Annotated in this window: 14 protein-coding genes; 4 read left to right on the top strand and 10 right to left on the bottom strand. The window is 45.3% G+C overall.

The window, feature by feature from the left end; all coding sequences use genetic code 11:
* Positions 1 to 62 precede the first annotated feature (62 nt).
* Both G3M65_RS05055 and G3M65_RS05050 read right to left on the bottom strand, forming a co-directional pair.
* Positions 63 to 287: a hypothetical protein gene (locus G3M65_RS05055; protein WP_173833502.1), complete on the bottom strand. Its 225-nt coding sequence runs from the start codon at positions 285 to 287 to the stop codon at positions 63 to 65.
* Positions 262 to 828 carry a nucleotidyltransferase family protein gene (locus tag G3M65_RS05050; RefSeq protein WP_173833501.1) on the bottom strand — a complete coding sequence of 189 codons (567 nt, stop codon included), beginning with the start codon at positions 826 to 828 and terminating at the stop codon, positions 262 to 264. Before G3M65_RS05050 ends, G3M65_RS05055 begins: the two co-directional genes overlap by 26 nt.
* A gap of 18 nt (positions 829 to 846) precedes the next feature.
* Between G3M65_RS05050 and hypF the strand changes: the two genes are divergently transcribed.
* Positions 847 to 3093, top strand: a complete 2247-nt coding sequence (hypF, locus tag G3M65_RS05045) for a carbamoyltransferase HypF (RefSeq protein ID WP_173833500.1) — start codon at positions 847 to 849, stop codon at positions 3091 to 3093.
* On the opposite strand, the gene G3M65_RS05040 is transcribed toward hypF, so the two are convergent.
* From G3M65_RS05040 to G3M65_RS05015, 6 genes are read right to left on the bottom strand one after another with little or no spacing between them, the layout of a single operon-like run.
* On the bottom strand, positions 3047 to 3448 hold the full coding sequence (locus G3M65_RS05040; protein ID WP_173833499.1) for a hydrogenase expression/formation protein: 402 nt from the start codon (positions 3446 to 3448) through the stop codon (positions 3047 to 3049). The genes hypF and G3M65_RS05040 overlap by 47 nt on opposite strands.
* A complete protein-coding gene (locus G3M65_RS05035) occupies positions 3439 to 3750 on the bottom strand; it encodes a thioredoxin domain-containing protein (protein ID WP_173833498.1) in 312 nt (103 codons plus the stop codon). The genes G3M65_RS05040 and G3M65_RS05035 overlap by 10 nt, the downstream gene beginning before the upstream one ends.
* Positions 3722 to 4207, bottom strand: a complete 486-nt coding sequence (locus tag G3M65_RS05030) for a HyaD/HybD family hydrogenase maturation endopeptidase (protein ID WP_254426327.1) — start codon at positions 4205 to 4207, stop codon at positions 3722 to 3724. The genes G3M65_RS05035 and G3M65_RS05030 overlap by 29 nt, the downstream gene beginning before the upstream one ends.
* Positions 4208 to 4209: 2 nt before the next feature.
* A complete protein-coding gene (gene cybH / locus G3M65_RS05025; protein ID WP_173833496.1) occupies positions 4210 to 4911 on the bottom strand; it encodes a Ni/Fe-hydrogenase, b-type cytochrome subunit in 702 nt (233 codons plus the stop codon).
* A gap of 11 nt (positions 4912 to 4922) precedes the next feature.
* Positions 4923 to 6827, bottom strand: coding sequence for a nickel-dependent hydrogenase large subunit (locus G3M65_RS05020; RefSeq protein ID WP_173833495.1), 1905 nt, complete (start codon positions 6825 to 6827; stop codon positions 4923 to 4925).
* A gap of 2 nt (positions 6828 to 6829) precedes the next feature.
* Positions 6830 to 7897, bottom strand: a complete 1068-nt coding sequence (locus G3M65_RS05015) for a hydrogenase small subunit (RefSeq protein WP_173833494.1) — start codon at positions 7895 to 7897, stop codon at positions 6830 to 6832.
* A gap of 161 nt (positions 7898 to 8058) precedes the next feature.
* Between G3M65_RS05015 and G3M65_RS05010 the strand changes: the two genes are divergently transcribed.
* Genes G3M65_RS05010 through G3M65_RS05000 form a run of 3 tightly spaced genes read left to right on the top strand, consistent with a single transcriptional unit; the run spans position 8059 to position 11106 of the window.
* Positions 8059 to 8319 (top strand): HypC/HybG/HupF family hydrogenase formation chaperone, encoded by a 261-nt coding sequence (locus G3M65_RS05010; RefSeq protein WP_497707019.1) that lies wholly within the window; start codon positions 8059 to 8061, stop codon positions 8317 to 8319.
* The gene (gene hypD, locus G3M65_RS05005) at positions 8303 to 9424 is read left to right on the top strand and encodes a hydrogenase formation protein HypD (RefSeq protein WP_173833493.1); all 1122 of its coding nucleotides are present in this window, start codon (positions 8303 to 8305) and stop codon (positions 9422 to 9424) included. The genes G3M65_RS05010 and hypD overlap by 17 nt, the downstream gene beginning before the upstream one ends.
* Positions 9421 to 11106, top strand: a complete 1686-nt coding sequence (locus G3M65_RS05000) for a hydrogenase maturation protein (RefSeq protein WP_173833492.1) — start codon at positions 9421 to 9423, stop codon at positions 11104 to 11106. The genes hypD and G3M65_RS05000 overlap by 4 nt, the downstream gene beginning before the upstream one ends.
* Here the strand turns inward: G3M65_RS05000 and G3M65_RS04995 are convergent.
* On the bottom strand, positions 11095 to 11730 hold the full coding sequence (locus G3M65_RS04995) for a TetR/AcrR family transcriptional regulator (protein ID WP_254426319.1): 636 nt from the start codon (positions 11728 to 11730) through the stop codon (positions 11095 to 11097). The two genes, G3M65_RS05000 and G3M65_RS04995, sit on opposite strands and share 12 nt — an antisense overlap.
* Positions 11717 to 11986, bottom strand: a complete 270-nt coding sequence (locus G3M65_RS04990) for a hypothetical protein (protein ID WP_254426326.1) — start codon at positions 11984 to 11986, stop codon at positions 11717 to 11719. Before G3M65_RS04990 ends, G3M65_RS04995 begins: the two co-directional genes overlap by 14 nt.
* Positions 11987 to 12031 lie beyond the last annotated feature (45 nt).

The following is a 12031-nucleotide window of genomic DNA, read 5'->3' as shown; positions in this document are numbered from 1 at the left end:
ATCCTCTTGAAATTGCACCGCTTTTTAGTAAAGAGTAGTTTTAAAGGTTTCTGAGGATGAGCTTATTTACTCCTCTCCCTAAAAAGCCTATCAAAAGCCTCGCCAGAAAGAATATCCTTTGCAGGTGGTGTTATTCTTAAAAGCCATTCAACCATAGCCTTTGACTTAAAAGGGTCTCTTGGTCTTGTCCTTCTAAACTTGAGAGGATAGCCCATTTCAAGCCTCTTTAGCTTTTCCTCGTAGTATCTTTGCCTTATGTCCTCAAGGCTTATGTTCATTTCCCTCATAAGGATATAATATAGCGTAAAGCTCCTCATAAACTCCAAGCTCTGTCGCCCTATTTTGAAGGTATTCTATATCAAGCTCTTCCAGATACTTCCTAATTAGAAATTCAGACATCCTACAATCCTCTTCGCTCTTCCAGAACTTACAAGCGGAGAGCCTATCAAGGATTAGGTCCTCCAAGCCTATAACATATATATCCCCTTCAAGCTCCTTTGTCCTAATCCTTCTGACCTTTTCATAACTTCCACTAAGCCTATAGTCAGGAACCTCTACAAAAAGCCCAAGCTCGTCAGATATAAAAAGCCTTCCATGCTCTCTGAAATAGCCGGTAGAAAGCAATATATCTCTAACCACTTCTCTGTTTCCTACAAGGTCAATATCCCCAGACATGTAGTACCCGTAGGTGTAAACTTCAACCGCACTACCACCCACGAGAATTGGAGGATTTTTACCCCTTCTTCTAAATTCTTCAGACAACCAGGCAAGGAATAATAGATGTTTTTCAAGCTCAGTTTTTGCTTCCTTTATCTTCCTTAGTTCCATCAGCTTATATTTTAAATAGTGCTTGAAAGGCTTTGCGTAAGCATAAAAGGTGCAGTTCAAGGTGTAGGCTTTAGACCTTTTGTTTATAGACTTGCGAAGGAGCTTGGGCTTAGAGGTTTTGTGATAAACGATTCAAGGGGCGTATACATAGAGGTAGAGGGGGAAAGGAGAGTGCTTGAGGAATTTCTCATAAAGCTAAACAGAGAAAAGCCTACCCTTGCTCGCATACATTCTGTGGACTTTAGCTTTTTACAGCCTGCGGGATACTCAGACTTTGAAATAAAAGAGAGCTCAGATACAGGACAAAAGGAGGTTTTTGTGCTTCCAGATATGTCCACATGCGAAGACTGCCTTAAAGAGCTTTTTGACCCCTCTGATAGAAGATACCTCTATCCCTTTATAAACTGCACCAACTGTGGACCAAGGTTCACCATAATAGATAGCTTGCCTTACGATAGACCCAACACCACCATGAAGTTTTTTAAAATGTGCTATGAATGTGAGAGGGAATACCATGAACCTTCTAATAGACGCTTTCATGCTCAGCCTAACGCATGCCCAGAGTGCGGTCCATGGCTAAGCCTATACTCATCAGAGGGTAAGCTCATTGCGGAGAGGGACGAGGCTTTAACCTTGACATTGAAGCTACTAAGAGATGGCAAGATAGTTGCGGTAAAGGGTGTGGGAGGATTTCATCTCATGTGTGATGCCACAAGGGAGGAGGTGGTAAGCCTTCTCAGAGATAGGAAAAGAAGAAAAGAAAAGCCCTTTGCGGTTATGTTTAGAGACCTATCACAGCTCAAGAAATACGCGGAGCCTTCTGAGCTTGAGCTCCTTCTTCTTACACTTCCAGAAAGACCCATAGTTTTGACAAAATACAAGGGAGGTCTTGCACCCTCTGTAGCACCGGGTTTAAAAAGGCTTGGAGCTTTTCTTCCCTACTCACCTTTGCATCATATTCTCTTGAGAGGTTTAGACTTTCCTCTCGTTGCCACTTCTGGGAATTTTTCAGAAGAGCCCATAGTTATAGATAATGAGGAGGCTCTAAAGGGTCTTTCAAAGCTCTCTGACTTTATACTGCTTCATAACAGAGACATAAAAAGAAGGTGCGATGATTCTGTGGTGAAGGTTATTGGTGGTGTTCCCACGCCTATAAGGAGGTCCAGAGGCTACGCACCTATGCCTGTTGGTCTACCCTTTTCTCTAAAAAGAAAGGTTCTTGCGGTAGGGGGTATGCTAAAAAACACCTTTGCCCTTGCCTTTGGTGGTAGGGTGATAATCAGCCAGCATGTGGGAGATGTGGAAAATCTGGAGACCTTGAAAGCCTTTGAGGAGATGGTTTTTGACCTTATGAGGCTTTATGAGTTTGAGCCAGAGGTTGTTGTGTGCGATATGCATCCAAGGTATGAAACTACAAGGTGGGCGGAGGGTTTTAGTGTAGAGAAGGCTCTACCTCTTGTAAGAGTCCAGCACCACTTTGCACATATTCTCTCTTGTATGGCGGAGAACCAGCTAAGGGATAAGGTGCTTGGTATAGCTTGGGATGGGACGGGCTACGGTGAGGATGGCACTCTCTGGGGTGGCGAGTTTTTAGAGTGTGATTATAGCTCCTACATGAGGCTTTTTCATTTCAGACCCTTTAGGCTCATAGGTGGAGAAAGGGCGGTAAAAGAACCAAGAAGGGTAGCCCTCTCCATACTCTTTGAACTTTTTCACGAAGAGGCTCTTGACCTTGATCTCCATACCCTTAGGTGCTTTGAGGAAAAAGAGCTTAAGAACCTTTACATAGCATGGAAGAGGGGCATAAACTCACCCTATACGAGCTCCGTTGGTAGGCTTTTTGACGCAGTTGCATCATTGCTTAACATAAGGCACACTTTGAGCTACGAAGGACAGGCGAGCATGATGCTTGAGGACTTGTATGACTACTCTGTGAAGGACACTTATCCTTTTGAGTTAAAAGATGGCATCATAGACTGGAAGCTCATGTTCCTCGCTCTTATTGAGGAAAGAGAGCCTGTAAGAGCGGTTTCAAGGTTCATAAACACTTTGGCTCATATATGCCTTAGAGTAGCTCAGGAGGTCTCCTTAGAGAGGGTGTGCCTTTCTGGCGGCGTTATGCAAAACGACCCTTTGGTAAGCAAGATAAAGGAACTTCTTGAAAGTGCGGGCTTTAGGGTCTATACCCATCAAAAGGTTCCACCCAACGATGGAGGTCTTAGTCTTGGTCAGGCGGTCTTTGGGGGTTTAGCGGAGGGACTATAGCTTCAAGCCTTTCCTTTAAAACCCTAATTGACTCCTCTATATCTTCCCTTTGAGCCTTCGCAAGCTGTGGAAAGTGGCAAACCTCTATGGTTTCCAGTATGGGCTTGTTGTCTCTGTCATAGAAAACGCCTATCCACACACCGCTTATGCTCGTCTCTCTCCACTCCACAGGCTGGACCTTTGAAGATAGGCTTATCCTAACTTGACCCTCTCCAAGCACGTCAAGAAGCACCTCCCTGTCTTCCTCAGAGAGGGGTAGTTTGTTTATGTAGATGATATGCTCCTCACCCTTTTCATAAAGGTCTTTAAGAGCCTGAACCAGCTCCATTAGTATAGCGGGTGCGTTCATAAGCATGATAGAGCCTCCACATACTCACTCCATGCCCTTATACCTTCAAGAGCCCTCACTTCTTTCCCTTCAGAAAAAAGCACCAAGGAAGGTAGTTTGTAGCTTCTGAGGATTTCCATGTTCTCATCTGCGTTTATGGAGTAGAACTCAAGGCTATCAGCATAAACTCTTTCAAGCTCTGGAATAACCACATCCGTATCAAAAACCTCTTTTATGGTGTTCTTTCTGGCTTCAGACCTTACGTAAAGGACAAAGGTCTTTCCAGAGGCTATCAGCTCCTTAAACTCCTGCAGGTTCAACTCTTTCATAGCTCACACCCCATCTTTCTAACTCTCTCAACACCGCAGATATAAGCTCCTCAAACCTTGACCTTACACTCTCAGAAAGTTCAAGGGAAATCTCTAAGCTCTCTGGTTCCATACCGAGGAGAACTATCTCTTTCGGAGCTTTTCCCAACATCTGGGCTATGGCAAGCACTTCTTGAATGCCAAGCTCATGAGCGGAGACCTTTTTTCTAAAGTAAGCCTTTACCTCTTCACCCTCAAACCTATAAAGAGTGCCAGGAGGAGAGCCTCCCAGCACAGCATCCACCAGCAAAAGCCTATCAAAGCCCTCTATAAAGTAAAGGAGGTCTATACCAAGCGTTCCACCATCCATAAGCTCCACATCTGGAGAGAACCTGTAGCGTCTCCTTAGCTCCTCTACCAGCCTTACACCGAGCCCCTCGTCTGAGAGGAGCACGTTTCCCACACCCAGAAGGAGCACCCTCAAGCTACATCCTCCACATCCACGGGTGTTTCTTTGAAGTTTTTCATTCCGTTAAACATAGAGGAAACCTCTCCTTCCTTCTCAATGACGTCAAACCTTACCACCATGTATACATGCACTATAACAAAGAAGACTATAAGCCAAGCAGTCCAATGATGCCACATATGAACCATAAACTCACCGCCGAGCATTGGAACAACCCAGCCAAAGACCTTCGCCCAGAATCCATTAGGGTCAGATAGTCCATACATGGCAAAGCCCGTGATTATCATTAAGGCAAGGGCTACATAAAGGAGAAAGTAGGCAAGCCTTGCGAGGGGGTTTCTTATATAGGTTCTATGCCAAGGCTTTATAAAAAGGTAGTGAAGGAGCATTTCCACCACACCCTTCCAGAACTGACCCTTCCAGACCTTTGGGATAAAGAGCCTGTCTCCCTTGTGGAAAAAGGCTATAAAGAGGCGAAACAGGAAGGAAAACAAAAGCACGTAGCCTGCAGAGAAGTGAATAAGCCTTATAAAGTCCATCGTGAGGTTGTGGGCGTAGGCGTAGGTTGCTTCATGACCCGTAGAGCCTATGAAAAAGGGGTTTCCTATGTAAAGACCTGTGAGGAAAAGGATGGTGATAGAGAGAAAGTTTATCCAATGCCATATCCTCAAAGATGGGCTAAAGATGTAAATTCTCTTTACTGTCTCTTCTCTCATGGCTTTCCTCCTCAGTAGCATAGGGGCTGTGAGCCTTGAACTCTTATCTCAAGGATCTCTTTGCCTTCTGTATCATAAAGGTGCGTTGAACAGGCAAGGCATGGGTCAAAGGAATGGATGCCTCTGAGGACTTCAAGGGGCTTATTGACTACCTTAAGGGGTGTGTCCTTCATGCATTCTTCAAAGGCACCCTGACCTCCCATGGGGTCTCTTGCTCCTCCGTTCCATGTGGTGGGAACCACACATTGATAGTTGGCTATCTTCCCATCCTTTATTATCACCCAGTGTCCAAGTGCACCCCTTGGTGCCTCTGTGAGTCCTATACCCTTTGCTTCTTTGGGCCAGGTGGATGGTTCCCACCTTTCCATGTTGGCAACGGATGTATCCCCTGCCTTTATGTTATCGTAGAGCTTTTTCATAAAGTATAGGTTCGCCGCTGCACCCACCTGTGCCTCCAAGCCTCTCGCCGCAGTCCTTCCAACGGTTGTGGGAAGCCATACATGTGGGGGTAATTCAAGCACCTTAGAAACAAAGTCTATCTGCCTTACTATCATCTCATCCATCCAACTGGGTTTTATATGACCCTGCTTTACACCAGTGTAGACCACTATATACCTTGCAAGGGGTCCCACTTCGCAAGGTTTACCCCTCCACCTTGGAGACTTTATCCATGAGTATTTACCCTTTTCATCAAGATACTTCCAGTGGGTCTTTGTTCCTTCCTTTGGACCCGTATAGTTAGGCTCGGTTATACCATCCCAAGGATGAAGCCCACTCTTTTCATCGGGATACTTATACCACGAATGGGCTACATACTCTTGGATTACCCCTGGGTCTGCAAAGTCCTTCCCCATAAGGGGATAATACTTAGCCTTCTCTATACCTTCTGCGAAGTCTTCTACAACACCGTTACAGTGATAAAGCACCTGTTTGTGATAGTCTCCGTTCTTTATTCCGCTGTAAGACTCGTCGGGAAACTCACCATAGCCTATTACCCTCTTCTTAGCAAGCCCTCCTCCGTAGGTCTGACCCTTTTGCACATATATGTGCCCTATAGCCAAAAGGTCTACAAGGTAAAAGAGGTTTACCGCCTCCGCCTGTGTGTATATGGCATCCTCAACCACCGCAAGCCTTTCTACATTTATAGGTGCATTCATATCGTTAAGAGAAATAGAACACATCATACCGCCCACTATGTAGTGAGGGTGTGGGTTTTTGCCACCAAAGACTACCTGAGGGATAAACAATTCCCTTTGCACATCAAGCATATTAAGGTAGTGGGCTACCGCCATAAGGTGAACCTCTGGTGGTAGGAGTTTGTAGTCTGGATGGTCCCACCAGTGTGCTGCAAAGATACCAAGCTGACCGCTTTCTACTATCTTCTTTATCTTCTCTTGGAAGGTTCTGAAGTATCCGGGTGTCGCTTTTGGAAACTTCTTCGGATATGCCCTTCTTCCCAGAGGGTCAGGCATGAGCTCCGCCACCGCACCGTATTTTTCAAGGAGCTGGTTTTGAAGCACTGCGGTCTGCACGGGGTCAGCCTTTAGTGCTTCCAAAGGAGATACCCAATCAAGGGCATGGAGATGGTAAAAGTGGACGAGGTGGTCATGGACCTGAAGAGAGCCATACATGATGTTCCTTATGTAGTTGGCATTCTTTGGTATTTTTATCTCAAGGGCATCTTCCACCGCTCTAACTGAAGCAAGGGCATGTATAGAAGTGCAAACTCCGCATATTCTTTGGGCGAAAGCCCACGCATCCCTTGGGTCTCTGCCCTTGAGAATGAGCTCAATACCCCTCCACATGGTGCCACAGGATACCGCATCCACCACCTTACCAGACTTTTCATCCACTATAAGCTCAATCCTAAGGTGTCCCTCAATCCTTGTTACTGGGTCAACTACAACCCTTGCCATGATTATTCACCTCCTTTTTTGTTAGGTTTTGACCTTAACTTTGATATAACGCCATGGGCTACCGCACCAGCCGCCGCTGCAGCTGCTACAGCTACACCCACCTTGTCTGCGTTTGCCTCCACATTGGGAACTGGTATGGTGGTAAGCCTTTGGTAGAAAGGTCCATTGTCCCAGAAGTTGTCCTCCGAACAGCCTATACAACCATGACCTGCCTGTATGGGGTAAGAAAGCCCGTTATACCAACGAATGTTTCCGCAGGAGTTGTAGGTAGTCGGACCCCTACAACCCACCTTATAAAGGCACCAACCCTTTTTTGCACCCTCGTCGTCAAACCTTTCCACAAACTGACCTGCGTTGAAAAAGGCTCTTCTGTAGCATGTGTCATGAATCCTATTTCCGTAAAACTGTTTTGGTCTTCCCTGAGCGTCAAGGGGAGGTATGGAGTCAAAGAGGACAAGATGCATTATAACTCCCGTCATGACCTCCGCTATTGGCGGACAACCAGGAACTTTTATTATGGGCTTGTCCTTTATAACCTTATCTATAGGAACTGCAGTGGTGGGGTTTGGCTTTGCTGCCTGCACACAGCCCCAGCTGGCACAAGAACCCCATGCTATAACCGCCTTTGCACCCTCTGCAGACTCTTTAAGGCTCTTGAGGAACGGCTCTCCACCTATGATACAATACATACCATCCTCGCCGAGAGGTGGGTTTCCCTCCACTGCTAAGATATAATTGCCCCAGTATTTCTTGATTATCTCTCTTCTGTGCTTCTCCAGGTCTTCCCCTGCAGCTGCTGAGAGGGTATCGTCGTATTCAAGAGATATCATGGTTAGCACCACATCGGAGGCAAGAGGAGTTGCAGACCTTATAAAGGACTCAGAACAGCATGTGCATTCAAGCCCGTGTATCCAGATAACTGGAACTCTGGGCTTTGTCTCCAGGGCTCTAACCACCTCAGGAATCATGGAAGGTGAAAGCCCCATAATCCCTGTTATGGTGGTGGCAAACTTTAAAAAGTCCCGCCTATTGACGCCATGTCGCTTAAAGGTCTCCCAGAAGGTCTCCATATTACACCTCCTAACTGAATATTCATTCAAAAATATACCTTCAGCCATGTTTGATGTCAACTAAAATTTCCTTATGAACCTTATAAGCAAGGCTAATTTTTATTACTTTTTAGAAAAGGGTAATAATCAATGCAGGGGAGATTTAAAAGCCTATATTATGAATGAACATTCAGGAGGTAGACATGTGCCTTGCTGTGCCTTCAAAGGTCGTTGAGATAAGGGAAGATAATACTGCGGTGGTGGAAACCTTTGGAGCAAAAAGGCTTGTATCCCTTGAGCTTCTTCAGGATGAGGTAGCCCTTGGAGATTGGGTTCTTGTTCATGTGGGTTTTGCAATCCAGAAGTTAGAGAAAGACTACGCCCTTGAAAGCCTCAAGCTCTTTGAGCAGATTCTGGAGGAGGAAGATGAAACTTACACTTAGCTTTAGAGAGGCTGATGCTATAAAAAGGCTTGAGAGAGCCATAAAGGAATCTGCGGAAAATCTGGGTAAGGTCATAAGGATAATGGAGTTTTGCGGAGGGCACACTCATGCCATACTAAAGCACGGCATAGACCAGCTCCTTGAGGGGTATGTTCGTTTCGTTCACGGTCCGGGTTGTCCCGTGTGTGTCCTGCCTATGCAGAGGGTTGACCTTGCCCTTGAGTTGGCAAGCCAGGAAAAGGTTATACTTTGCACCTATGGAGATGTGCTAAGAGTCCCAGGCTCAAACAGGAAGAGCCTCCTTGACCTAAGGGCAGAGGGAAGGGATGTTAGAATGGTCTATTCGTGCCTTGACACCTTAAAGATAGCCCAAGAGAACCCGACAAAGGAAGTGGTCTTTTTTGCCATAGGCTTTGAAACCACCACTCCACAAACCGCAGTGCTTATAAAAAAGGCTAAGGAGCTGGGAATAAGAAACCTCTCTGTGGTTTCAAACCATGTTATCACACCTGCAGCAATACAGCATATTCTCAACGCACCAGAAGTTAGAGAGTATGGAAAAGTGGAGATAGACGCCTTTATAGGTCCTGGGCATGTGAGCGTCATAATAGGGACTAAGCCTTACGAATACTTCGCGGAGGAATTTTTAAAGCCTGTGGTGATTTCTGGCTTTGAGCCTCTTGATGTTATGCAAGCGGTCTATATGATAGTTAGACAGATATCTGAGAAAAAGGCTCTGGTAGAAAACCAGTATGCGAGGGCGGTAAGTAGAGAAGGAAACCTCAAGGCTCAGAGACTGGTTGCGGATGTCTTTGAACTTAGAAAGGAATTTGAATGGCGTGGGCTTGGCATTATACCTTACAGCTCTCTTAAGATAAATTCAAGGTTTGTGGACTTTGACGCCGAAAGAAGGTTTTCAATCAGCCTGCCAAGACCAAAGGAGCATCCAGCTTGCATATGCGGTAAGGTTATAAGAGGTGTTGCACAGCCTAAGGATTGCAAGCTCTTTGCCAGTGTCTGCACGCCATCAAACCCGATAGGCTCCTGCATGGTCTCCTCTGAAGGTGCTTGTAATGCCTACTACAAATACAGGTGGCAGGGATGAGGATTCTTATGTTCTGCCATAGGTTCAATTCCCTTTCCCAGAGGTTCTACTGCGAGCTTTCTGAGGCTGGTCATGAAGTCTCTATAGAGTTGGATGTCCACCCAAACCTTATGGTGGAAGCGGTAAGCATCTTCAAGCCTGACCTAATTATAGCACCCTTCTTAAAGAGAAAGATACCAAGAGATATCTGGGAAAATTACATAACCTTGGTTGTCCATCCCGGACCTCCAGGAGACAGGGGTCCAAATGCCCTTGACTGGGCTATCCTTGAAGAAGAAAAGGAATGGGGTGTATGTATGCTTTCCGCTGTGGAGGAATACGATGCGGGAGATGTATGGGCATACAGAACCTTTCCCATGCGAAGGGCAAAAAAGTCAAGCATATACAGGAGAGAGGTAACTGAAGGTGCTGTTGAGTGCTTGTGGGAAGTAATGGAAAGCCTTGAAAGGGGAAGGGTGGAAGTAAAACCGCAAGAAAGTGGACGCTTTAGACCCACTGTGGATAAGAGGCTAAGGGCTATTAACTGGCAGACAGACCGCACAGAGGATGTGCTTAAAAAGGTCTACTCAGGCGATGGTCAGCCCGGTGCACTCGCCTCTATAGGGGGAAAAGAATACTATCTCTTTAATGCCTTTCCTGAAGGATATCTCAGGGGTAAACCGGGCGAATTGATAGCTAAAAGGGACGAGGCGGTGTGTATAGCGACTACGGACGGTGCTGTTTGGATAGGTCATCTCAGGGAAAAGGAAAGACATGGAATAAAGCTACCAGCAGTAAGAGTTTTACCCGAGGTCTTAATTGAAGGTTTAAGAGAAGAGCCTCTAAAACCTTGGGAGACGGTAGACTTTCCCACTTACAGAGAGATAGTTTACACAGAACACAAAAACATAGCATACATAGACTTTGAGTTCTACAATGGAGCCATGTCTACCCAGCAGTGTGAAAGACTGCGTGATGTTATAAAATACGCAAAGAAAAGACCCGTAAAGGCTATAGTCCTTCTTGGTGGTGAGGATTTCTTTTCCAACGGCATGAACCTAAATACCATAGAAGCGTCCGAAAGCCCAGCGGATGAGTCTTGGAGAAACATAAACGCCATAGATGACCTATGCGAGGAGATACTTACAACACTTGATAAGCTAACCGTGGCAGGCATAAGAGGCAATGCAGGAGCTGGCGGTGTTTTCTTTGCCCTCTGTTGCGACCTTGTTTTTGCAAGAAAAGGAGTGGTGCTTAACCCACACTACAAGAACATAGGAAACCTTTATGGCTCTGAGTTCTGGACCTACACACTTCCCAAAAGAGTAGGCTGGGAAAAGGGAAAGGAAATAATGGAAAACCGAATGCCCATAAGCTCTGAAAAGGCTTTCAGGCTTGGATTGATAGACGGAGTTTTAGGTCATTCTCCTGAGGACTTTCTGGAAAAAATCAAAGCCTTCCTACAAGGCTTTGTAGACTCGGCGGAGTTTGAGAACTTTATAATGAGAAAAAAAGAAGAAAGGCTCAAAGACTGGAGCAAAAAACCCTTAAGGTCTTACAGAGAAGAGGAGCTTGAAAATATGAGGCTTAACTTCTACGGCTTTGATACAAGCTATCACATAGCTCGCTACTATTTTGTTAGAAGGTTTTTACCCTTCAGGACACCACCTTACCTGGCCCTCCATAGAAGGTTAAGCCCTTAACGCCCTCCATATGTTCTCCGAGACCTCTTCTATGTAATCCATTAGGTGCTTATCAAGAAGCCCTTCTTTATGGAGAAAGACCATACCACCAAGAGTTCCCATTATGATAGTAAAGGCTGGATAAAAGCTCTGATTTCTAAACTCTCCTTTTTCTATTCCATCACTAAGAAAAACCATAACCTCCGTTATAACACTTGCAACGCAGGCAAAACCCTCACATCCATCGCTGAAAACTTCTCTGTTTACCAGATAGACCCTAAGGAAATAGCTTATAAGCTCAGGCTCTTCAATGGCTATCTCAAAAAAACTCCTAACAAACCCTTTTACCTTCTCATGCATGTTAACTTCCATCTCGTTTATTTTCCTGAGCCTTTCACCTACCCAATCAGAAACGGTCATCATTATTTCCTTTGCCAGCTCCTCCTTAGATTCAAAGTAGTTGTAGAGGTTTCCAACGCTCATGCCCACTGCTTGTGCTATATCCGGCATGGTGGTGTTATAGTAGCCCTTTTCGGAAAACAACCTGCAGGCGGTCCTTATTATCTCAAGCCTTTTCCTTTCCTTAATGCCTTGTCTTTTCATCTTTAATAAAATCTTAACATTTTCAAGTTCAGGGTTTACCATTTATAACCTCGTAGTGGGACATCCTCCCTTCCACCTTCACCACATTTTTACGAAGAAACTCCATGAGCCTCTCCACAAAACTGTCAAAGAAACCCTCTTTGTCATACAAAATGATAAACTTACAATCCCATAGAAACCATAAGGATTCTCTTAGTTGTTCTTTCTTAAGGATTATGGGGTTTACCCTTTTTACTTCCTCAAGGCATTCAAACAATCGCACATACTCTTCCCTTTTACTCTTAAAGTCTTCAAGTATAACAAGTAGGTCAATGTCTGACTCAGGAGAAAAGGTCTCTTTTGC

Origin of the sequence: Hydrogenobacter sp. T-8 (assembly GCF_011006175.1) — a bacterium.
Taxonomy (GTDB): domain Bacteria; phylum Aquificota; class Aquificia; order Aquificales; family Aquificaceae; genus Pampinifervens; species Pampinifervens florentissimum.
The sequence above is the reverse complement of the archived record's forward strand: the minus strand, read 5'-3'. Positions and strand labels throughout refer to the sequence as shown.

Coding starts and splice junctions, on each gene's coding strand:
- G3M65_RS05055 (WP_173833502.1), bottom strand. CDS start 287: ATGAGGGAAATGAACATAAGCCTTGAGGACATAAGGCAAAGATACTAC.
- G3M65_RS05050 (WP_173833501.1), bottom strand. CDS start 828: ATGGAACTAAGGAAGATAAAGGAAGCAAAAACTGAGCTTGAAAAACAT.
- G3M65_RS05040 (WP_173833499.1), bottom strand. CDS start 3,448: ATGCTTATGAACGCACCCGCTATACTAATGGAGCTGGTTCAGGCTCTT.
- G3M65_RS05035 (WP_173833498.1), bottom strand. CDS start 3,750: ATGAAAGAGTTGAACCTGCAGGAGTTTAAGGAGCTGATAGCCTCTGGA.
- cybH (WP_173833496.1), bottom strand. CDS start 4,911: ATGAGAGAAGAGACAGTAAAGAGAATTTACATCTTTAGCCCATCTTTG.
- G3M65_RS05020 (WP_173833495.1), bottom strand. CDS start 6,827: ATGGCAAGGGTTGTAGTTGACCCAGTAACAAGGATTGAGGGACACCTT.
- G3M65_RS05015 (WP_173833494.1), bottom strand. CDS start 7,897: ATGGAGACCTTCTGGGAGACCTTTAAGCGACATGGCGTCAATAGGCGG.
- G3M65_RS05010 (WP_497707019.1), top strand. CDS start 8,059: ATGAACATTCAGGAGGTAGACATGTGCCTTGCTGTGCCTTCAAAGGTC.
- hypD (WP_173833493.1), top strand. CDS start 8,303: ATGAAACTTACACTTAGCTTTAGAGAGGCTGATGCTATAAAAAGGCTT.
- G3M65_RS05000 (WP_173833492.1), top strand. CDS start 9,421: ATGAGGATTCTTATGTTCTGCCATAGGTTCAATTCCCTTTCCCAGAGG.
- G3M65_RS04995 (WP_254426319.1), bottom strand. CDS start 11,730: ATGGTAAACCCTGAACTTGAAAATGTTAAGATTTTATTAAAGATGAAA.